The following is a 19,601-nucleotide window of genomic DNA, read 5'->3' on the forward strand; positions in this document are numbered from 1 at the left end:
TTCTCTATCAACACCGATGGAGACGACGATGCGAAAGCCACGGGACTTTGATGCTGAACTGAAAGCACTTACGGACAAAGCGCGGGATCTCAAGAGTCGCAAGGTACAGCAGCTCGGTGAACTGGTCATCGCTATTGGGGCAGATAGCCTCAGCACCGATGAACTTGCGGGCGCACTGATCGTGCTGACGGAGACGAAGGATACCGGAAAGAGGGAGGCATGGGCCAAGCGCGGGGCCACGTTCTTTCAAAGCCGGGCGCGGCGAAATGCGCCAGCAACTGACCGCAACATGGACGGCACTCCGGCGCAACCGGGCGGCGCGCAACCGGTATCAAGCCGTAAGGGCGCGACATGACATGCGCACGTGGCAGGTCGAGCGCCGCAAGCGTACGCGGCACCTCATCGAACTCGGCGGCCTCGTTGTGAAATCTGGGATTGTGAACCTAACGGGCGACGACCGCGCTACGATCTTTGGCGCGCTGCTATGGTGTGTCGACAAGCTCCAAAGCGATCAAGGTCAACAGGCGCGCGCGCTGTGGGTGGAGAAGGGGAAGCAAGCCCTTGAGCCGGCTTTGGCGACTCACAGCAAGACGGATCCCAACTGGTCCGGCGGTTCGTCGTGAGATGTTACAGCAGCCTCTCAACAGCGACGGTCCGTAGCGACTTTCGAGCATGCCGGCAAGGGAAGTGAGGCAATGGATTTCATTCTGCTTATTGAACCAATAGACCGGCAGCTCTCGGCATCGACAGATCGCACATCGTCACTGGCCGAATCCTTAGGAGGATCTGAGAACGGATTTGACCTCGCCTCGACCGATCAACTTCGAAAACCGGCGATAGTCCGAATGCTCGAACCGCCAGCGGCCCGCGGCAATAGCCGGGTGAACTCCGGCTTTCTCGGCCGCGGCGATGATCTCCTCCGTGCTGCTGCCTTCGTCGATTTGCTTCCAAATGGTGGGAGGAATAAGCGCATTGCGCGCGAACGCATCCGCCTCGGCTTCGATGGCTTCGGAGCTGGCGACGTCGAGATCGTCGAGTATCAGCTGTCGATCGGGGTTCAGGTGGCAAACGACATGTGCGAATTCGTGCAACAACGTGAACCAAAAATTGTCCAATCGGTCGTGCCGCAAGGTCAGAGCAATCACTGGAACGCCGTCGCTGCGGCACATTGCGGCGCCGTCGAGAAACGTTCCCGGTAGATGCTCCAGGATGATCAGAATAATTCCCATACCCTGTAGCGCTGCCACGATCTGGTCTTGCCAGTCGGGCAATGCGCTCAACTGAGCCAGCCGACGCGCCGCCTTCTTCGGATCGCTGATCTTGATCTTTTTGATTGCGACCTTTTCCGCACGTCCCAATGCTGCCGCGCACCATGCCTCGAGTGCAGTTAGATCCGTTTTTGCATTGGTCCGCTCGGTTCTTGTCTTGCGCAGCATGGCGACGGCCGGAGCGGAGACCTTCGAGCGCGACACGAAGCCGGCAAGGCTCTCCTTCGACTTTATCACACCAAGCTTGCGAAGGGTCTCCTCGGCCGCCATCGAACTGCTGGAAGGACCGGCGGCAGGCTCATGCTTGAACGAGCCGATGAGCGAAGTGAGGGGTATCCCGAGGTGTTGATGTAGAGCCCGGATCTGGTCGACGGTGGGTTGTCGCTGTCCGTTGAGTATTTCCGACACGCGCGATTTGCTCCCGAGATACGGAATCAGCTCGCGTTGTGATAGGCCGGTCTGCTGCATACGGAACTTGATCGCCTGCGCCGGCGTCGCCGCCTCGATAGGGTGTTGAGATCTCTCCCATTGCTCGATGAGAGCCTGCAACACCTCCCGCTCATCGAGCTCGCTCTGACCGCTCTTCCCGAACAGCGCCTTGGCTCGCTTTAGCGCGGCTTGATAGTCCTCATTGGTGCGAATTGGGCGGATTGTCATGCCGCTTTGCTCCCTGTCTTGTCAGCGCGTGCCCCGGTTTCCGAACCCGCATATTCGATAAGAATCATTTGTGCTTCGCAGTCGGCCAGAAGGTCGACCCGGTAGCCGGCGCCGAGCCGAATGCGGACCTTCATGCCGTCGACGTCTGCGGCAGGAAAGAATTCAGCCATTTCTTCCGTCGACTGCCACCTGCCCGCCTCCAGCTCGGCGACGAGCGCCGGTATCGCGCCGTCGAGGGCGTCGCGCGCATTTCGCGCGAGTTCGGCCAACTTCGATACTCCCATCAGCTTCATGGCAAACGACGGCTCTCTCAAAAGTGGTTCCCAAATGTGGGACGTTCTATTGCATTCGAACCCGTGCCGTGGCATACGAGAATCAGCGTTCCCGGATGTGGGACTAACACACAGAATCGCGCGGACCAAGGGGTTTTGGCTCCGCCCTCCCGCGCGCGGATACGGAGCATTCGTGCGGGCGACAGCCCGTTAGCAATGGAGCTGCAAATGTCTCAGTCTGTCGAAGTCGATCTCGAGCGGGTCACTGTCGTCTTCGCGGCGGAAGGGCAGGCCGGTCATCATGATGCCGAGATCTGTCCCACCACCACCGTGAAGGAGTTCGTCGAGATCGCCGTCACCAAAACGGGAATCGAAGGCCTGCTCGAGGTCTACGTCGAGGACGCCGAAGAGCCGCTCGGTCTCGACTCGGTGCTGATCGAGCGTCTGCCGGCCGAGTTCGCGCCGCTTCATGTCGGCAAGCCCGGCAAGATCGCGACCATCGTCCGCTACCAGGGCCGTCACGTCGAGCATCCCTTTCGTCCGTCGGCGACGATCGCGAAGGTGACACAGTGGGCGGTCGGCCAGCTGGCCCCGACCGAGGACTCGATTGACTTCCAGCTGAAGCACGACGGCCACGTGCTGCCGCCGGACTCGCATCTGGGCCAAGCCGCTCGCGGCGAGAAGTCGATCGTCCTCGATCTTGTCTTCAAGGTGAAGCCGCAAGGCTAGACCATGGGACCCGATCATAACGCGCTCATGCGCGATCTCGAATCGCCGACCTTCAAGGTCGGCGTGCGCCGGGGTCGCTGGGCCTTGCTCGGCATCAAGTTCCCGATCGCGATGTTTTTCGTCGCGGCACCGGCTCGTCTCGGCGGCCCGACCGGTTTCCTGCTGCGGTCGGACTGTTCCGGATACCCGGCGACGGCGCCGACCTCACAGCTTTGGCATGGCCGCGACAACCAGGCGCTCGCCGATGCGCACCGGCCCAAGAACAAGCAGGGCGGCACGATGGTCTCGTTCACCCAGTGGTCGACACCGTGCCTCTACCACCCCGTCGACCGGCTGGCGCGGAGCCATTGGTCCGGTCAGTACCAGGAACTCTGCTGGACCGCCGACAAGACGATCATCTTTCTGCTGGAGACCGTGCATGGCCTTCTCGATTCTACGGAATATTCGGGAGCTAGTCTTCCCGCCGCGGCGCTTGAACTGCCGCAGGAGTTTGTGGCTGGAAACATCGTCACTGCTGCGTGAGCGCGGCCGAGGTCATCGCGAGAGTGGCGGTTTCCTCCTCGGCCGCCGAGCCGACGGCCTCAGGACGATAGAAGCGTTTCTGCCATACGACGATGTCGATCCGCACTCGTTGCAGGGTGCGATCCTGTTTGATGGTTCGAAGATGGACGTCGTCTGGGATCTATGTCGCCGCGAAGGACTAGAGGTCGTCGCCGACGTCCACACCCATCCCGGCGGCGGTGTCGGCCAGAGCCAGGCCGATCGCGACAACCCGATGATCCCGGAAGTTGGGCACGTCGCGATCATCGTGCCGAACTTCGCGGATCGCACGTACCTGCCTGGCGAAATCGGCATCTATGAATATCGCGGTCGCCGGCAGTGGACCGATCGCAGCGACGATGCCGGCAGGTACTTCGCGGTCAGGAGGTTCGCATGAACATTTCGATCGAAGATGACCGGTTGGCGCAGCTGCTCATTCGCGGCGAAGGTCATGTCGGCTACGACGAGGCGCGGAGAACGCTCGATCAAGCCGCACTTGTTCTGACCGCTGATGCCGCGACCGGCGCGCCGTGGATACAGGCGGCGCTGCTTACCGCGGCGGAATGCGGCGTGCGGATGTTTCCCGGTGGCGTCTATCTCGGCTCCGATTTCGGCGACACGACCGTGGTCGGGCAATTCGGCAGATGGCCCGTCCGTCGGCATCTCGAACTCGCGGGATGCCGTTCTACCGGTGCGCCGGCGCACGCCGTCACCTTGCACGTTGGTACCGGGCGCCGTCGGATGCAGGGCGGGGCGCTGTGCTGGGCCGATGGCTGGGCAGGCCTCGTCGGCATCGAGGCGCCGTCCGATCCGCCCCAGGGCGGCAACGAAATCGGCGGCGTGATCGCGGCCGCCATGGGCATCGGCGAGGTCTTCCGCAGTGTCGTGCTCGGTGACAAGCTCGCCTGTCGGAGGACTTCAAGATTGTCGGCGTTGTCGCCGGGCTACGAAGACGCTGCCGGCATCGATCTCGACTACCTGCCGGCGGCGTACTGGATGTTGGGGCTCGGCAATCTCGGTCAGGCCGCGCTGTGGACGATCGGACTTCTCCCGTATGCCGATCCGGGCATGGTCTCCCTGTTTCTTCAGGACGCCGATAAGTCCGAAGTCGGCAACCTCGCCATCCAACTGCTGACCAAGCCGGACTGGATCGGTCGCAAAAAGGCACGCAACGCGGCATCGTGGGCGGAGGCGCGTGGCTTCGGCACCACGGTCATCGAAAGCAGGTTCGTCGATGGCACCAAGCGCTCGGCCGACGAGCCCGGGCTGGCGCTCGTCGGCGTCGACAATCTCGCGGCTCGGCGCGCCGCGGCTCGTTCGAACTTCGATCTCGTCGTCGATGCCGGCCTCGGTGCCACGCCCTCGGAGATCTTTGACATTCGGCTCCACGGCTTCCCCGGAAGGCGCTCGCCCGAGCAGGCGTGGCCCCAGCAGGACGGTCACTTGGAAGTTCCGCTTGTCCCGGCGCTCCAAGAGCTCGTCGACACCGGTCGCATCGATCGCTGCGGGGCGTTGATGATCGCCCGCCGCAGTCTCGGCGTGCCGTCGACGGCGATCGTCGCGGCCGCGATGCAGGTGGCGCAAGCCTGCCGGGCCGTCACCGACGGTACTTTCGTCGATCTCGCTGACGTGGCGTTGACGAACTGTCGTCGCGCTGCCGGCCGGCGGCATATGCTCGCCAGACCTGGCATCCTTCCGTTCGTAAGGTCTAGACCGGTCGTCGGTTGAGGCGTGAAGTCGGTCGCGTGGCTGATTGGACTCCTGAGCCCGCACTGAAGTCTTGCTGCCTTTTGATTCTCTACTTGCGTAACCCCTGCGCGCATCACAATCGCATCTGGAATCGTGTGTACACACTGAAGCTCACGACGATCCGGCAGTATAAGAACGATCTGAATCTCGACGACCGGACGAGCGCGCGGGCAGCAAGTCTCAGCATCATACTCAACTAATGCTCGCGACGATCGAACTGGGCTGAGAGGTTGAAAGAGCTGATCGATGAATATCCAGCTACTCCCATCGACAAGATGGGGTTTCCTCAAGATTGGAAGACGCGCAACTGGAATAGCGGAACCCATCGGCCGCTTATCGGACCGAGGTGGCGAGGTCTGTTTGCCGGTCCAAATCAGTTCCGCATCCTGCAGTGCACCAACTCGGATACGACGGTCACATGCACGTCGCGCCCGATTTCCGAGCCTCGGCTAACACGGTCATGAACGAGCGGCACATGGCTCATCCCAACGTGATCGAGGCGGCGCTAGCGCACTAGGCCGAGGTTCGACGAGCCCATAGCAGGGCGCGGTACATTGCCGAGCGTACCAAGCTTGTGCAGGAATGGCCGATCTCCTTGACTAGCTTAAGTTGCAGCGCATACAGGCCGCCTAGCGCGGCCTTTTTCTTTGATGTAGTGTACCGGCCATAGAGGAAAATCTATTCGCTTATCCGAGTGCTTTAGTCTTGGGGGGGCTTAATGCACGGGAGTTTCGGCTTCTCGCTTTCCGAGATCGATCCAGAACTTGAGCAGTTGGTGCGTTCGGCACAAGCCAACCTCGACTCAGATCCGTACACCTCGCTGGTTAAGCTTCGGATGTGCGCCGAGTGCCTACAAAACAAACTCGTTCGCATCTATCGGCTTGAGCCCAACGGTTCAGACGGATACAGAAAAGGGTTCTCGACGCTCCGGGATGAACTCCGAAAGGACATCGGGCAGCAAATCACGAACGAATTCTTTCAACTTTATAGCTCCGGTTCGGAGGGCGCACATTACCCCCGAAATATATCCGCCAGCGAAGCGCGATATAGAGCTCATATCTGTATCGATCGCGTTCATAAAATCGCTCAATGGTTCCTAGAGAAACACCCGACTTCGTCCACGAAGCGCGACCCTTTCGGCGCTGACCCGTCCAGCGGTCTCCGTCATCCACCTACTCCTCCTCGTCGCTACAACTACGTATTAACTAGGAATGCGCTTGCACTCGCCGTTGCGGCCTGTTTCGTATTCGCTGGTTGGAGTTTACTGTCTCACCCAGACACCGCTCCAAGACCAGAGAACACCGCCAATTCGAGACCAGCACCAATCGCGAACCTGGCTCAACGCGCTATCCCACCTCCAGTCGTGAGGCCGCCAGCCTTGCCGGGAATCGCCTCCATACGGATCGGGCAAAGACTCGTGAACGGTCGCCTATTCGGACAAACAGAACGGCTCCCGGCGCCAGTCACCAACGTGGCTGCGGCCGCAGAGTACCAAAACGCACACCCATCGCGTACGAAACTCAGGATGATCTTGGCGATCGGCTCGAAACTAAAGCAGTGCGACGATCAGGTGGCAGAGTATGAAGAGGGAACCGTCTTTTGCGAATGGCAAGTAAATCTCGGACCCGGCGAGTATTCGGTGTACGCTTACGCAGACGGTAGCAGTGGCGGCGCCCGCTTCACCGTCACCGGGGCGGTCCCGCCTATTTCTATAATGCCCTCCGCTCAACCTAGCACCCAGCCGAATCTGGCTTTGTCGGGAGGACCGCACGTTGCCAGGATTACCCGAGTCGAGTTCGGAAGCTTCAGTATGTTTGATAGCACGGTGTTTGGGGATACCGTGGTTGGACCTCTCGAAACTCTCGAGGCGCGCATCAACTATACTGGAGCAGACACCACTCACGACGTCATGGAGGCGTATCTCGCCTCCCGCAAAGGTCGCTTCGGTTGTGAATTCTCAAGGTCACCGCTACTCCAAGCGGAGGGAGAACGGAGCTGCGGATGGACCGGCGTCGGCCTCGATGCTTATAAGCTAGTCGTACTTATCAATGGGAAAGTTGCGGCGGAGAAAGCTATAACCGTTCTAGCAGGCAACGCCCCTCCGCCTAAGCGTGCCCGCGAGATACCGGGAAGGTTCGCCAATCCGTCCCCATCGAAAGAAGAAGAGTTTCGAAAAGAGCTTAATACGCCTGGTTGCGAATTGCTTCGCCGCGACGGCTTTGATACGAGTGGTTGCGCGCAAGGCTACGTCAATTCGGATGGAGCGTTGGTGGGTTCGGGGTACATGCGGTGACGCGCGATGCGTCCGCCGCTTCTCGGGCAGGACATTTTCTGCTGACTCTGTCATCCCTCCGATAGCCCGGATCGTCGCGGCCACTCCTAAACTGGAGTTATTGCGGTGTCTTGACTATACGGCTGTTGATCTCAGGAGCTTTATCGCCGCTAACCAGCCGTCTGAGAACGTCGGCTACATATAGCGCGTGCCGTGGCACTGCGGACATCGGACGTGGCCCTTACCGCCGCATATGCGGCAGATGATTGACTTCTCGAGGCTGAAGAAGCCTTCCAACCCCGGTGCGGTCCTTCCCGTGCCACGGCACCCGTCGCACTTCACGCGGCCATTCGGAGCCGATTTGAAGAGCTTCGTGCAAACGTCGCATCTGACTTTTTCTGGCGCTGGCTCCGCTTCCCGCACGTGTGAAGCTTCGTAGTTCGCGTCCATCGAATAATTCCGTCCGACCTGACGAGGCCGCGTCCAGCGCTGTGCGCGCACTCCGCTGTTCCCCTGTCCGGCCCTTCCGAACATGCGCATGAACGCCGTGCACAAGCCCACCGTAACGACCAAGATCGCGATAAACCCGCCGATACGAAATACAAACAGTTGAAGCGGGAAAGTCACCATGAAGCCCGGAGCGTCGTAGCTCGGCACCGGTCCAAGCGCATTCCACCAGATCGCCAATAACAAGAACCCAGCACTCAGACCGAGGATTAGTCCTACGAGCTGCCCCATGCGCCGATCCACATTTGCTCTTTGGTGCTGTGGAAATCCAAAATCCACCATGTTCTACTACCGCGCGAGACAAGGTCAAGCAACAATCTCTGCCGCAATGTCCGTCGGAACGGCTTTTCCGCCTTCCTACGTGGCCACGGAAGGCAAGGACTTCTCGTGATCGAACCACCCGTGAACTGCCTACGAGGGGCACTCCGGCCGTCACTTTTCTTTTTCCGCTTCTTGCGGCGAGGAAGACGTCGTACCTTCGCCGCCCGTACCACTGCGTCGAGTTGCTGTAGGGGGGGGCGATGTCGTTGCTGCTCAGGTTCATTCGACTGGTGTTTTTCCTCGGACTGTTTGTTATCGCCGTTGCGATCGCGTTCGCTTCATGGTTGGCGCACGACTTCTATAACGAGGCTAATAGGATAGCCAGTGAGCCGGCAGAGCACACGCCGGCCCAATGCACGGGAGTACCGGTCACTGTAGCGATTGGCGACAACTGGATGCACGTCAATCCGAACGTGCTTTGCGCGTTCAGTATAGTCGAGCATGATGGGGAAATAGAGGTCGGGAGTCCTCAGGGCACCAAGCTCATCGGAACGACGGATAATGGACCCGATATTCTCGACGGCATACGGCCCGAATTTATGCGAGCCACTCGCCACTACGCTAGGGTGACCTACCTTCTATGCGATTGGCGCGCTCCTGAGCCGCGGTTATTCTTCAACACCTGTAAGAAATTCTAGTAGTGTGCTGAAAGCCTGGAGATTGGGAGTTTTCTTGATCTCCCGGGGGGGCTTTATTTGGTGGCGCGCCGGAGTTGGATTGCCCAACCCGGTGGTGCTTACGCTGCCGGGGGTGGCTAGGTGCGGCCGCGCTGGCGAAGGTGGGTTGGCTCCGCTATTCTCCGCGGGGCGGCCGACGAGGGCGACGATCCAGGCGATCGCCACGATGCCGAGGAAGAGGGCCACCTAATGAGCGAAGCGCTCGATAAACCGTAGAATCTTCTTCATAGCGATACCTTCCGCACGAGTTTCCGCCCAGTCGTCGGCAAGTCACCGACGCCTCACGCGGGAAACGGGCGCACGATCGGTGGCGGGCGCATTGCGTTCAGTCCATGATCATGGAGGGTTGGTAGCTCTCGTTGCCGCGCCGATCGAAATCGTATTCGTAGACGATGCAGGGCGAGATCGCCTGGTGCTGCTGGCCGAGATAGAAGAGCAACGCGTTCGGCGCGGACGATTTTGGATCGAAGATGGAGCCTCTGATTGTCGCGCTCCGGATCAAGCGCGGAGACAAACCGGTCGTAGCGAAGGAAGTCTGGGAGGTCGCTTTGGATATCGCGAACGGTGCGAAGGGGACCGCCTGGTGACTAAGATGCCGTCTTCGTCCGTCGAGCCGGCAGCCGTCGAGTATCTCCATGGCGGGTGCGATCGTCTCGGTATCGAGGCTCCGATCTCGCTTTGGCCTCGTGATCCGTCCTGCAACTTGCCCGTGATCGTTCGCCTTTTTCCGCTATAATCCGCCAGTATGATGTGGGTCCAACAATGGGTGGTTGGCCGGAAAGTCAATGTAAGATATTGAAGTGAAAGGGAAATGTCATATGTATGCGCGAACTCCCTCTACGCGCAGTACCATTCTGCTCTGTATCCTATCGTTCAAACCACAGCCAAACGATGAGTAGCGCAACAATCGGTGTCGCCGCCAACTCTGCTCACGCGCACCGCGCAACCGTAGTTCCTGAACTCGGAGGCGGAGGATGGGTTTGGGCGGACAGAGAGCATTCGACAGGGAAGGAGACCGGCAATCCGCAGCTTGCACTCTATGCAACCGCCGACATCGTCTCAGATCTCACTCCTGCTTCAGCATGATCAGCAATCCCCTCGACACTCGCGCTTCTGAGCCATCGCGCTAACGACATGTCACCCCTCACTTCGAGGGCATTGACAACGAACTCCGATATTCTTTGCTGCTGCTGGCGCAGGTGGTCCCTCAATAGCCGATCACGCGTGATGTACCCGGCGTTCACGCCGGGTAGCGAATGGTTCATCAGCAGATGAATGTCGAGCTCTGAAACACCTGCCGCTTGCGCGAGCGTGCGGTAGCTCTGCCGCAGATCGTTGCCCCATTTGGAGAGGACATTTCTATCCTCCTTGTGCTCGACGAGATGTCCTTGTTTGCTATCGGCCGGAAACAACCAAGAATACCCTTGCTCGGGATACATGATCCGACCCCACCTGATCGCGCGGATGATGCAGCGGATCATCGGCCGCGATAGCGGAATATCGAATGCCTTCTCCTCACCACCTTTGGGCTTCGGGATGTGGACGAGCCGTCCTCGCCGATCGATGTGCTCGAAGCGGACCGCCTTAAGCGCTGTTGTTCGTGATCCGCTAAGAAGTGTCAGAAGGTGAAATTCTCGCCTTAAAGGGTTGTCCAGTGCGTGAAGCTCCTTAAGCCAAGCACCGATGTCGTTCGGTCCCATACCCGTATTGCGTCGGTGCTCCTTGTTCCAATCGACGGCGGAGACTGGATTAGCGGCAGGAAGGTCGGGGTTGCCTTTCCGGGCGTGGTTGTAGACGGCTCGCAGACTGCGTAGAGCTCCATTGGCAATGTATGGGCCATTTTCCTTCGTGATCTTGTCGTGGCGTTCAATAACTAGGTTCGGCTGCCGGCCAAGCCGAGCCAATGGATTGTCGAGCCAGTCCTTGAACAATCGCTCCATGTGATCTTGATAATTGCCAATGGTCCCCGAGCTTCGACCCTTACGTTCCATATGCGCATCTCGATAGCGCTCCCAGGCCTGCCGAAGCGTTATTGAGCCGGGCTTAATCGTCGGAGCTTCGCCAGGACGTTGGCCCTTGGCAATCGACCCGAGTGCTTCCTTGGCTCTGGCTCGCGCTTGTCGCGTGGCTATGTCGCCAAATTCACCGAGCTTTACCTGGGCCGTGAACTCACGAACGCCATCGCGCCAGAACTCACCCTGGGCCATGAATGTCTTCCGACGCTTGCCGACGAGGACGAAAAATCCCGGTAGCTCGCTGTCGCGCACCTTGTATTGCTTCTCTCCCGCGCACAGACGCGCAATGCTCTTGTCGGTTAGAATCTCGCGTTGGTCAGCCATGGGGACTTTCACCATTTTTAGTCTGGGTTTAGTCTGGGGAAGTCCTGGATGAGAATCATCGAGGTCGAATTACGCCAGACTACGCCATGACGCGAAAGTGCATGACCAATCAGTATCTTATTGCGAGGGCGAGAGTGTGGCGAGATACCGCCGCGTGCAGTCGGAAAGCGCCAAATTCATACTACGAATCTGAGGGTCGGACGTTCGAATCGTTCCGGGCGCGCCAGTTTCCGTCACTTGCATCAAGATCTTAGCAGATGTTGGCCGATGACACTTCGGCTCTTCAGTTCGTCCGCGTAAGCGGAGCGTAAGCGCGAGAACTCATCGCCAGTGAGGTGCGCCCCTTCTGCATGCGGATCAGCACGCAACGTCCAAGGTCGAGCGGCCGGCTGCTGGTATGCACAACCTGCATTGCTTACTACCATAATCCTTTTTCTGAAAAGAGAAGGAGCCGTCCAAGCCGTCCAAGCTGTCCAGGTCATAGTAAAATCAGCAGCTTAGTCGAAATCGGCTAGCCGTCCAAAGCCGTCCAAGCCGTCCAAACCGCTTCGGCGCCTCGATCGCCTCGCCGCGCGGGCCCTGAAAAACCTTCCAAGCCGGAAGGATTTTTGAACCGGCGCAGATGGGAGCTTTTGGGAGGATTGGGAGCTTGTTTCTGGTGAGCTGAACAGTGCGACATTGCGGCTAGCCCGCAGACAACCCACCAGAAAACAAAAGGCGCGATCGCAGAGAGGGCCGAACGTTGGATATGCGACGGCCGGCCAGTGCCGCGGCGGAGCTAGGCACTATGCTTAGCGGCCTGTCTCGCGACCGAAACAGGACTAATTGGGCGCTCACCCAGCGGCTTCCACGCGGGTTGCAAGCGGCCTTTGATTAGTTTGATTTCAAAGGCAAAATCAAAAAGCCGCCCAGCGAGAAAAAAATCCGCCAGTGAGATCCCATGCGGTAACCGGCCCCTGAGGCTTTGGGGATTTTAACCCCCTATCCCCTTGATGCGACGTGTGCGGCTGCACCTTTCCTCCTTCTGCGCCGTCCGCGCCGCGACGCTTTGGACGCGTGGCGCGATAGGATGAGAAGTAGGGGAGCGGGGAAGAGCGCGCGCCGCTAATCAGAAGCGGCACTGGTCGCCTGGTCTCAGATGCTCGGCGGCATAATGGTGATGGTACGCACCCCCGAGTGACGGCGCTCGATCGCGAAGCCCTTGCCACGCAGAAGTGGGGCAATGCGATCGATGCGATTGCCCAGGGCCTGCGCGGACATCGGCCAGATCTTCGAACGGCGGACACTCTCTGTGACGCGATCATTGAGCAGTGCCAGCAGCTCGGTAGCGGTGCCGTTCCAACCTTCCCGCGGGTGCACCAGCAGGATGAAGTCCTTCACTGCCACTGCAACAGGATCAGCCTCGAAGGTCGCATCCACGACGTCGCGGCGGTTGTCTGCGTAGACGCTAAGAAAATCTTCAGGATCGTCCCAGCCGAGACCAGGCGCCGCAGCTGTCGTCCACTTCACGAAGTCGGCCATGCGCGGCGAGCGGGCAAGCCTGACACCGGCGATGTTCCGCAGCGCCGCTGATACCGCATCGAGCAGCGCGCCGAGGATTAACGGCCGCTTCTGCTCGAACAGCGCGGCCAGTTCGTCTTCCGGCTGGCGCTCTTCTTCAGGGATTGCGGCCAGATGGATACACACCGCGCGATCGGCGAGATCGGCGCGGTCGGTGAGTGACGGAATGCCGTTGAGAATGATCGGTCTCGAAGCTTCGAAGATCGACTCTTCGCGGTCGGTATGAAGCATTCGCGTTGCAAAGCCTCCGCCCGTCGCGAGCCGGCACAGCGCATCCGCCAGCCACACCGGCACCGATGAGAGATTGTCGAATGCGAGGATCCAGGAATTGCCGGCGGATACGACCAGGTCGCGGTCATCCTTCGGCACTGCGCGGATGGGCGCCGCGCTCGGATCGATCAGCGAGCGCATGTTGCGCGTGAACACGGATTTGCCAGTGCCCTGCTCACCGTTGACGACGAGTACGGGATACGGCCCTCGATCGCGCAGCGCTGCCACAAGCCACGCCACGACGAGCTTGAGACTGCCTTCGTCGCGCACATTGAGAAACTGGTGCAGCTCTTCAATTGCGCCGCCAGCTTCCGGCTCGGGGAGAGGCCGCATTGCCATCGATCGGACCATCTTGACCGCCGGGCATTTGACGACGCGCCAGCCGCTCGCATCGATCTCGACGGCGCGCCACGATGCGTCGCCGAGGTCAAGATATAGCCGATCTCCACCGCGGCCGATGCGTGTCGCCGGCGTATGCTGCAGTCCGTCGTTCACGGCACGCGCCTCGAGGATGCGAACACCATCCTCCAGGGCCTGGCCGCCGATCGCGCCGCCGGTCTCTTCGAAGAAGCGTCCCGACAACCACATACGGAATTCGCGCGAGCGAACGGGCCAATTCTCGCGATGTCCGTTGACTGGAAAGGTAACGAAAGCGGTTCGATAGGAATCGTGCCAGAGGTCGCATAGCTCGGTGAGACCGATCAGCGTATCTCGCTGCGGCGTGCGCTTGCGGCCCTCGCCTGCATCCTGCGCGCCCGGCGCTGCTGGTCCATCGATCGGCTTGGCCGCGCGGACCAGCTCGCCCGCGCGTTCCGATGTCCAACCGCCGGCTTCGGCATCGGCCGCATCCCAGCCAACAGCCGCTTCCGCCGGCGGATCGATAATCGCGATGCTTGCTGCGCCCGCGCGCCTGGCAAGCTGCGCCACGGCCTGGGCATAGTCCAGGCCTGCAGCATCGGCGTCGGGCCAGATAATCACTGTGCGTCCGCGCAGTGCGCTCCAATCGGCATGCTGCGCTCCCTTGGAGCCGTTCGGCGATGTCACGGCCACGAAGCCGGACAGCAGGCGCAGCGCTGCGTCGGCCGCCTTCTCGCCTTCAGTCACGATCACGGCGGCACCTGGCCGCGCAGCGAGGCGATCCAGGCCGTAGAGCGGTCGCGGCGCCGACCATGACGACCAGCGCCATTCCTGCTGCGCGCCGTTGCGATGCAGGACCAGCGGCCGGAATTCCTTACCATTCGGTCCATCGAAACGCATAACATAGCCGAGCAGTGCGCCCGATCCGTCCGTATACGTCCATCGAGCAGTCGGCGCGCCGCGCCTCGGATGTCTCTGCGGCGCCGGCGGCGCATCGATTGGCACCGGCGCGACCGGAGACCAATCGCCCTTGCGGGACGCCTGTTTGATCGGCGCTACGCTTCCGTTGAGCGGCGCGAAGGGATCAGCCATACGGATCAATTCCCAGCATCTCGGCAACGCGCCGGGCAGCTTCGCCCTGACTGAGACGGAATAAATAGGCGGCGAGCGAGATCAGATCCCCACCGCGGTCATTGGTTGCGAAGTCGCCCCAGGCGCCCGTGCGCAAATTGACTTTGAATGATCCGGGCCGCAGATCCGCGCGCGTTGGATTGCGCGCGACCCATTCGTGGCCGTCGCGCCGGCCGTCCGGCAACCAGCGCTGTACGATCGGCTCAGCCTGGCGCGCCGCCGCCTCGCCGATCACGTGGAAGTCGATGCGAGCAGGCCTTGCGTTCATCGCCGCTGCTCCGCGCTGACCTGGCTGGTCGAGGCCTTCAGATTGGCGGCAATGAAGGTGAGCACGTCCGCACGGCGATAACGGACACTGCGGCCCAGCTTCACGAAAGGGCAGCCGCCGCCGCGCACGCGCTCAGCTTGAAGCGTACGGACAGATTGCCGCCGGAGCTGGGCAGCCTCGATCTCGGTGAGAAGATCGGCCTCGTTGGACGTCCCGCTCATGGCATCTGCGCCTTGTTATCGGCGCTGGGTTGTGCCGGTGCGACGGTGTTCTGGTTGAAGAACGCGATCAGCGCTCGACGCTGATAGCGAACCAAGCGACCGCATCGCACGAAGGCCGGGCCGCCGCCGCGGCTGCGCCAGCCCTGCAAAGTGCGAACCGATACGCCGAGGAATGTGGCTGCCTGCATCTCGGTGCACGCCGAATCGGGGTCTCTGTTGGGCGGCAGATGGACGACTTCGCCAACGCGCCTTTTGCTGGTCTCGCTGATCATGGTCTCTCGCTCGGTTTGCGCGGAAATGCGCAGCAAGACGATCAGCGGATTCAGGCGTTGTCGCTATTTGTCGATTGTCGACGTTTGTTGCTATTTCTAGTTCGTTCGGCGAGGACTTCGTCTAGAGCCTTCTTGCAGGTCGACCGGCGCGCGCTATACCGCTCTTCCCACGCTTCTTGCTTCCAGTTGACTATATCAATGCCGTTATCGAGATCATGATGCATCATCGCTTTGATGCGCGGAGTTTGCCATCGCTTCGCACCCCGCTTGTTAGTGGGCTGAGCCTGCTGACCTGCAGCCGGTATAATCACGGGGAGCTTCGGCGCGACTTCCCTCGTGGCTTTCGCCACCACAACTTCGCCGGCTTGCAGCGTGACTGCATCCCATCGCGGCTTCATTTTCGGTACATAGAGGCCGGGCTGATCTGGCGTTAAAGCCTGCAACACATCGCCTGTCTCGATCCGAACGGAAAAGGCTTGATGGGTCCAGACCGCTGCCGGGACCTGCTCGACTTGGAGGCTGACGGCATTCAGCCCGAGCGCGGCCAACCTGCCCGTGCCCAACATGCGGCCAAAGAGGCTTTTTACCCGCCATCGCACCTCACGGCTAAATGCTTCCTGAGCACGCCGGCTTTTCGCATCCTCCAGCATCAACTTCGCGAGCGGGGCCTCGCTATCTCGCCAGAGAACTTCGAATTCGTCTAGGCTTGTCAGATCGGCCGTCGCGCAGCACCTGAAATCAAGGAACTCATCATTTGGGCCATGGAGCAGACCAGCCCAATCGTAGAAGGCGTGTTGCGCATGTCGAGCCTCCGCTTTTGCGGCCTCGCGCATCTCGACAACGGCTGGATACTCGAAGACCAGGCGCGCCAGCACTTCGCGGAGCGAGGGTGTCTCCAAAACATCATCAATCGTGAACGGCTCAGAGCCGCGCATGTCGCCTCCACAACGGCGAAGCCACGTGATCTGGGAACTGCGGGGCGCCGTCTGTGGCGGACGGTGTTCGGCTGGCCGGCCTAGCCCCGCGCGGCCTCCAGAATGATCTGCGAATCGGGTGTTGACCATAGGGTCCTCGATTGGTTTTCGGAGAATTTGTGATGGGCGAATCGACGCGCTGCCGGCTGCGCAAATTTGCGCAGCCTCGTCGCTTTCGGTGAAGTTCGCCCGATTCGATCAAGAGTGATCGAAAATCAGGTGCTCAGCGATGTTTCCGTCGCGCGACGGTCGCCCGACCTCTTCGATTTCACCAGCTGTGCGATGTCTTCGAAGACGGATAGCGCCATCACCTCTGAGCAGCCGCCGCTATCGATCGAATCGACAGTGTCGGACTTTGCATAGGCCATGGCGCAGCGAATCTTCGCGTGCATTCCTGCCGGCGTCATTGCGCGTGCCGCGAACAGTTCGTCTTCGAGCCGCCTATACTCACGCTCTGCGCGGTCGACTCTGCGCTTTGCTGCCTTGTAGCCGCGTGGTGGCCTTGCGGTCCATCGATCGTAGGCAGCGATGATCTCATTAGCCCTGGCGCGCGCTGCGTCAGATGGGACGACGGCGCGTCCGGTGACCGCCTCTGTGTCGGACTGCTTGGTCTGCCACCATTTTTCCGAGCGGAGCGGATCGATATCGCACCCGCGATGCCAGATCCCGTCGTCAGGCTTCCGATCGAATGGTCCGAACAATTGAGCGTCGTCATCACGCCAGCGCAGCTCGGCCGGCGCGGTGCGTGGATCCTGGAATTGCACCTTGTCGAACTTCGCCTGGAGATCACAATATAGCTGTTCGGCGACGATGTACCGCCCGGCCAGCTCGATAATCGCGAGATCCGCGACGTCGTCGTTCATTCGTAACTTGCGTTCGGTCATTGGCGTCGCTGCATCCGCTGATGGGCTGGCCGCCGCCGATCGGTCGAACTGACGTGGCTGCATCGTCTCGATGGCAAGCCTTGCAGACAGCGCACGTGCCGAATTCGCGAAGCTCTCGAAGATTGCCAAGCCGTCGAAGGCATGACGATCCACGTCACGGATCTCGGTGGTAAAGATCAGCATCGCCAGGAGGCCTCGCACCGTCGTCGGCTCCGTTGCGGCAAATCTTTTGATTGCATCGAACCAACGAGCGGCCGTCTGATCGATGTCGTGATCGGTGAGTGCCGCCTCCGCTCGCGCCCGAGCGCTGCGATAGTCTTCGATCACGGCGAAGATCGGATCGTCGTCGAGGACGGCCGCCGCTGCATGGACGGGCAAAGCGGTGGATGCGGCAATGGACGCGATAACGTTCATGAAGATTCTCCTGCTGACAGCGCCTCCAGCGCCGGCCGGACAAGTCGCGGCCGGTGCCACCGGTTCGATCCGATCGCACGTGGGCTGCGATGCGCCGGGCGGGCTGGCCGAACCCATCGGTGACGAGGAAAATGGCGTGGCGCCGGCGGCGCAGCGGCTGCTTTGGGCGACCTTCGCGGCGCCTGCGCCAATTGGCGCAGGCGCCGGCGCAACGGCCTGCAGGCGGCTCGCTGCGGCCTGGTGGCACTTGCCGGGGGTGATCGAGGGAGACTTCGAAGATCGTTCCGCCTGGGGCGGAAACATTGGTCTTGCAATGGTCATAGGTGGCTCGCGGTCTAAAACCGGCTTTCCTAGGGCCGGGCGCCAGCGGCGGGCTGGCACCGGGAGTTAGGAAACACGCCGCGAGACGTGCGCCAGGGCCTTTCCCCGAAGGGTCTTGCATAGCCGTGGCACTCCCGGCATAGTGAGCCGGTCGCTGCCCACGGCAAATGGGCGCGGTACTACTTTCAGCGGGACATGAGGCCCGGCAAGGCCGACGGCCCGCCTATCGCGGATGAAGCGCTATCCCCGGCAAGGGACCGCTTCGGGAGTTTCCTAGGCTCCGCGATCATCATCGCCTGATTTGGTAAAAAAAGTCCACCCCCTCACGGGGCGCTTCGGTGCGGCCCGACCAGGTGATGAGCGGCCGACCAAATGTGAGTTGCCGTGCACCTTCTCTTGCTCTCGCGCTCCGGTTGCGCTTGGATGGCAGGCGGGGAAGCGAGGGGGCAACGATCATGCGATTGATTTCAGGTATTGCGCTTTGCTGCGTGCTGGGTAGCTGCGCGGCTGCGCCAAAAATGGTCTGGCTTCGGGTCGACGGCCAGCCCGCAAAAGACAATCCAGTTCTCCGCACTCAATATGAGGTCGATGCAACGGCATGCCTTGGTGAGCGCAACAAGGCCGCCCTGTCGGGCGTTACCTTCACAGGAGGCGGCGTTGGAGGCGCCATCGCAGCCGCCGAGCGATCGAATGCCGCCGACACTGTGGCGCGCGGGTGCATGGCCGAAAAAGGCTATTTGCTCGTCAAGGAGGAGGAGGCCGAGCAGAAGAGAGCCGAACTCGCCGCCATTGCCGAGCAGAAGCGCCAGCAGGAGGCCGCAGCGCTTAGTACAACAGCCACACCGAAAGCCAGACGGCCCGCCGCGAAGCCAGCTACTTGATCCGGAGGACTGGTTGAATGTTAGATGACCCGCTCAATCCTCCGCTGACAGCGGAAAATGGCGCGCGGCTCGAGGTCACTATTCGGCACACCAGTTCCGGAATTGAGGCCCGATACTTATTGTTGCTGGACCAGCCCAATCGCACTTTGACGCAGACCGAGATCAGAACATTTCCAGACGAACAGACAGCCTATGTATGGATCGAGGGGATCGCGGCGGCCAGGGGTTTCGCCCGATATCCGATCTTGCATGAGGATGAGGATGGTAAGCCGCAATGATCGGCAGCTTCAACGAAGGAGAAACCTCTATGAAGAGCGCTAAGAAAAACGTCGGCTATAGCGCAAAGGATCTTCGCGAGGTCAGCGACAGCCCGGAGCTGACCGAGCCCGATTTCGCCAAGGCTCGACCGTTCGGAGACGTCTTCCCTGATCTGGTTGCCTCGATCCGCCGCGGCAAGGCGCCGCCCGAGAAGCTGATTTCAGGGCGCACCAACCCCAGGCCGCTGCGCAGCAATGAGGACAAGAAGCGTAGGTAGCTCTCAATCCTAAATCGTGATGGATTTTAATTCACTCGTAGTCGAGTTTTGACAATGACGGTTCACCCCGTTGCATTCATCGCGAGTGCGGTCCTTGTGGCGACGGTTATCGCAGGGCTCTTATTTGAAAAGTGGAATCCGCCGGCGGAAGGCCGAAATGCTTTCCTTTGCCACGTCAGTGG

The 19,601-nt window shown here is 60.6% G+C and carries 21 protein-coding genes and 1 tRNA gene; 12 read left to right on the top strand and 10 right to left on the bottom strand.

The window, feature by feature from the left end; genetic code table 11:
• Nucleotides 1-28: 28 nt before the first annotated feature.
• Both QX071_RS05645 and QX071_RS05650 read left to right on the top strand, forming a co-directional pair.
• Nucleotides 29-355: a conjugal transfer protein TraD gene (locus QX071_RS05645; protein WP_316171420.1), complete on the top strand. Its 327-nt coding sequence runs from the start codon at nucleotides 29-31 to the stop codon at nucleotides 353-355.
• 1 nt (nucleotide 356) lies between these two features.
• Complete coding sequence (locus tag QX071_RS05650) at nucleotides 357-623, top strand: conjugal transfer protein TraD (RefSeq protein WP_316171422.1); 267 nt, start codon at nucleotides 357-359, stop codon at nucleotides 621-623.
• A 153-nt stretch (nucleotides 624-776) separates the two neighbouring features.
• Here QX071_RS05650 and QX071_RS05655 read toward each other — a convergent pair whose 3' ends face one another.
• Together QX071_RS05655 and QX071_RS05660 are read right to left on the bottom strand one after the other, a co-directional pair.
• Nucleotides 777-1,925: an ImmA/IrrE family metallo-endopeptidase gene (locus QX071_RS05655; RefSeq protein ID WP_316171424.1), complete on the bottom strand. Its 1,149-nt coding sequence runs from the start codon at nucleotides 1,923-1,925 to the stop codon at nucleotides 777-779.
• Nucleotides 1,922-2,218: a hypothetical protein gene (locus QX071_RS05660; protein ID WP_316171426.1), complete on the bottom strand. Its 297-nt coding sequence runs from the start codon at nucleotides 2,216-2,218 to the stop codon at nucleotides 1,922-1,924. The genes QX071_RS05655 and QX071_RS05660 overlap by 4 nt, the downstream gene beginning before the upstream one ends.
• 207 nt (nucleotides 2,219-2,425) lie before the next feature.
• Here QX071_RS05660 and QX071_RS05665 point away from each other — a divergent pair, with 207 nt between their 5' ends.
• The 6 genes from QX071_RS05665 (at nucleotide 2,426) to QX071_RS05690 (ending at nucleotide 8,953) form a co-directional block, all read left to right on the top strand.
• Nucleotides 2,426-2,926 (top strand): hypothetical protein, encoded by a 501-nt coding sequence (locus QX071_RS05665; protein ID WP_316171428.1) that lies wholly within the window; start codon nucleotides 2,426-2,428, stop codon nucleotides 2,924-2,926.
• A gap of 3 nt (nucleotides 2,927-2,929) precedes the next feature.
• The gene (locus QX071_RS05670; RefSeq protein WP_316171429.1) at nucleotides 2,930-3,448 is read left to right on the top strand and encodes a hypothetical protein; all 519 of its coding nucleotides are present in this window, start codon (nucleotides 2,930-2,932) and stop codon (nucleotides 3,446-3,448) included.
• Nucleotides 3,345-3,863, top strand: a complete 519-nt coding sequence (locus tag QX071_RS05675; protein ID WP_410051613.1) for a Mov34/MPN/PAD-1 family protein — start codon at nucleotides 3,345-3,347, stop codon at nucleotides 3,861-3,863. The genes QX071_RS05670 and QX071_RS05675 overlap by 104 nt, the downstream gene beginning before the upstream one ends.
• Nucleotides 3,860-5,194: a hypothetical protein gene (locus QX071_RS05680; protein WP_316171431.1), complete on the top strand. Its 1,335-nt coding sequence runs from the start codon at nucleotides 3,860-3,862 to the stop codon at nucleotides 5,192-5,194. Before QX071_RS05675 ends, QX071_RS05680 begins: the two co-directional genes overlap by 4 nt.
• A 1,546-nt stretch (nucleotides 5,195-6,740) precedes the next feature.
• Nucleotides 6,741-7,508 (top strand): hypothetical protein, encoded by a 768-nt coding sequence (locus QX071_RS05685; RefSeq protein WP_316171432.1) that lies wholly within the window; start codon nucleotides 6,741-6,743, stop codon nucleotides 7,506-7,508.
• A 1,007-nt stretch (nucleotides 7,509-8,515) separates the two neighbouring features.
• Nucleotides 8,516-8,953, top strand: a complete 438-nt coding sequence (locus QX071_RS05690; RefSeq protein ID WP_316171434.1) for a hypothetical protein — start codon at nucleotides 8,516-8,518, stop codon at nucleotides 8,951-8,953.
• A gap of 364 nt (nucleotides 8,954-9,317) precedes the next feature.
• Here QX071_RS05690 and QX071_RS05695 read toward each other — a convergent pair whose 3' ends face one another.
• Together QX071_RS05695 and QX071_RS05700 are read right to left on the bottom strand one after the other, a co-directional pair.
• Nucleotides 9,318-9,629, bottom strand: coding sequence for an SAVED domain-containing protein (locus QX071_RS05695; RefSeq protein ID WP_316171436.1), 312 nt, complete (start codon nucleotides 9,627-9,629; stop codon nucleotides 9,318-9,320).
• Between the two features lie 400 nt (nucleotides 9,630-10,029).
• Nucleotides 10,030-11,331, bottom strand: a complete 1,302-nt coding sequence (locus tag QX071_RS05700) for an integrase family protein (protein WP_316171439.1) — start codon at nucleotides 11,329-11,331, stop codon at nucleotides 10,030-10,032.
• A gap of 152 nt (nucleotides 11,332-11,483) precedes the next feature.
• On the opposite strand from QX071_RS05700, the gene QX071_RS05705 reads away from it, so the two are divergent.
• Nucleotides 11,484-11,557, top strand: a tRNA-Arg gene (locus tag QX071_RS05705).
• Nucleotides 11,558-12,465: 908 nt separating this feature from the next.
• Here QX071_RS05705 and QX071_RS05710 read toward each other — a convergent pair.
• The 6 genes from QX071_RS05710 to QX071_RS05735 form a co-directional block, all read right to left on the bottom strand.
• A complete protein-coding gene (locus QX071_RS05710; RefSeq protein ID WP_315701862.1) occupies nucleotides 12,466-14,610 on the bottom strand; it encodes an ATP-binding protein in 2,145 nt (714 codons plus the stop codon).
• Nucleotides 14,603-14,884 (bottom strand): hypothetical protein, encoded by a 282-nt coding sequence (locus tag QX071_RS05715; protein ID WP_315701861.1) that lies wholly within the window; start codon nucleotides 14,882-14,884, stop codon nucleotides 14,603-14,605. The genes QX071_RS05710 and QX071_RS05715 overlap by 8 nt, the downstream gene beginning before the upstream one ends.
• A 29-nt stretch (nucleotides 14,885-14,913) precedes the next feature.
• The gene (locus QX071_RS05720; RefSeq protein ID WP_315701860.1) at nucleotides 14,914-15,138 is read right to left on the bottom strand and encodes a helix-turn-helix domain-containing protein; all 225 of its coding nucleotides are present in this window, start codon (nucleotides 15,136-15,138) and stop codon (nucleotides 14,914-14,916) included.
• Nucleotides 15,135-15,410, bottom strand: a complete 276-nt coding sequence (locus tag QX071_RS05725) for a helix-turn-helix domain-containing protein (protein ID WP_315701859.1) — start codon at nucleotides 15,408-15,410, stop codon at nucleotides 15,135-15,137. Before QX071_RS05725 ends, QX071_RS05720 begins: the two co-directional genes overlap by 4 nt.
• Before the next feature lie 50 nt (nucleotides 15,411-15,460).
• A complete protein-coding gene (locus QX071_RS05730) occupies nucleotides 15,461-16,345 on the bottom strand; it encodes a hypothetical protein (RefSeq protein WP_315701858.1) in 885 nt (294 codons plus the stop codon).
• A gap of 254 nt (nucleotides 16,346-16,599) precedes the next feature.
• Nucleotides 16,600-17,742 (bottom strand): hypothetical protein, encoded by a 1,143-nt coding sequence (locus tag QX071_RS05735; protein ID WP_315701857.1) that lies wholly within the window; start codon nucleotides 17,740-17,742, stop codon nucleotides 16,600-16,602.
• Between the two features lie 716 nt (nucleotides 17,743-18,458).
• Between QX071_RS05735 and QX071_RS05740 the strand changes: the two genes are divergently transcribed.
• Genes QX071_RS05740 through QX071_RS05750 form a run of 3 tightly spaced genes read left to right on the top strand, consistent with a single transcriptional unit; the run spans nucleotide 18,459 to nucleotide 19,419 of the window.
• Nucleotides 18,459-18,884, top strand: a complete 426-nt coding sequence (locus QX071_RS05740) for a hypothetical protein (RefSeq protein ID WP_315701856.1) — start codon at nucleotides 18,459-18,461, stop codon at nucleotides 18,882-18,884.
• A gap of 17 nt (nucleotides 18,885-18,901) precedes the next feature.
• A complete protein-coding gene (locus QX071_RS05745; protein ID WP_315701855.1) occupies nucleotides 18,902-19,162 on the top strand; it encodes a hypothetical protein in 261 nt (86 codons plus the stop codon).
• Complete coding sequence (locus QX071_RS05750; protein WP_315701854.1) at nucleotides 19,159-19,419, top strand: hypothetical protein; 261 nt, start codon at nucleotides 19,159-19,161, stop codon at nucleotides 19,417-19,419. The genes QX071_RS05745 and QX071_RS05750 overlap by 4 nt, the downstream gene beginning before the upstream one ends.
• Nucleotides 19,420-19,601 lie beyond the last annotated feature (182 nt).

Source organism: Bradyrhizobium sp. SZCCHNS1022 (assembly GCF_032484835.1).
GTDB lineage: Bacteria > Pseudomonadota > Alphaproteobacteria > Rhizobiales > Xanthobacteraceae > Bradyrhizobium.

Bases quoted from the DNA above. Each gene is read 5' to 3' on its own strand.
- QX071_RS05645 (WP_316171420.1), top strand. From the start codon at position 29: ATGCGAAAGCCACGGGACTTTGATGCTGAACTGAAAGCACTTACGGAC.
- QX071_RS05650 (WP_316171422.1), top strand. From the start codon at position 357: ATGCGCACGTGGCAGGTCGAGCGCCGCAAGCGTACGCGGCACCTCATC.
- QX071_RS05655 (WP_316171424.1), bottom strand. From the start codon at position 1,925: ATGACAATCCGCCCAATTCGCACCAATGAGGACTATCAAGCCGCGCTA.
- QX071_RS05660 (WP_316171426.1), bottom strand. From the start codon at position 2,218: ATGAAGCTGATGGGAGTATCGAAGTTGGCCGAACTCGCGCGAAATGCG.
- QX071_RS05665 (WP_316171428.1), top strand. From the start codon at position 2,426: ATGTCTCAGTCTGTCGAAGTCGATCTCGAGCGGGTCACTGTCGTCTTC.
- QX071_RS05670 (WP_316171429.1), top strand. From the start codon at position 2,930: ATGGGACCCGATCATAACGCGCTCATGCGCGATCTCGAATCGCCGACC.
- QX071_RS05675 (WP_410051613.1), top strand. From the start codon at position 3,345: ATGGCCTTCTCGATTCTACGGAATATTCGGGAGCTAGTCTTCCCGCCG.
- QX071_RS05680 (WP_316171431.1), top strand. From the start codon at position 3,860: ATGAACATTTCGATCGAAGATGACCGGTTGGCGCAGCTGCTCATTCGC.
- QX071_RS05685 (WP_316171432.1), top strand. From the start codon at position 6,741: ATGATCTTGGCGATCGGCTCGAAACTAAAGCAGTGCGACGATCAGGTG.
- QX071_RS05690 (WP_316171434.1), top strand. From the start codon at position 8,516: ATGTCGTTGCTGCTCAGGTTCATTCGACTGGTGTTTTTCCTCGGACTG.
- QX071_RS05695 (WP_316171436.1), bottom strand. From the start codon at position 9,629: ATGGAGATACTCGACGGCTGCCGGCTCGACGGACGAAGACGGCATCTT.
- QX071_RS05700 (WP_316171439.1), bottom strand. From the start codon at position 11,331: ATGGCTGACCAACGCGAGATTCTAACCGACAAGAGCATTGCGCGTCTG.
- QX071_RS05710 (WP_315701862.1), bottom strand. From the start codon at position 14,610: ATGGCTGATCCCTTCGCGCCGCTCAACGGAAGCGTAGCGCCGATCAAA.
- QX071_RS05720 (WP_315701860.1), bottom strand. From the start codon at position 15,138: ATGAGCGGGACGTCCAACGAGGCCGATCTTCTCACCGAGATCGAGGCT.
- QX071_RS05725 (WP_315701859.1), bottom strand. From the start codon at position 15,410: ATGATCAGCGAGACCAGCAAAAGGCGCGTTGGCGAAGTCGTCCATCTG.
- QX071_RS05730 (WP_315701858.1), bottom strand. From the start codon at position 16,345: ATGCGCGGCTCTGAGCCGTTCACGATTGATGATGTTTTGGAGACACCC.
- QX071_RS05740 (WP_315701856.1), top strand. From the start codon at position 18,459: ATGCGATTGATTTCAGGTATTGCGCTTTGCTGCGTGCTGGGTAGCTGC.
- QX071_RS05745 (WP_315701855.1), top strand. From the start codon at position 18,902: ATGTTAGATGACCCGCTCAATCCTCCGCTGACAGCGGAAAATGGCGCG.
- QX071_RS05750 (WP_315701854.1), top strand. From the start codon at position 19,159: ATGATCGGCAGCTTCAACGAAGGAGAAACCTCTATGAAGAGCGCTAAG.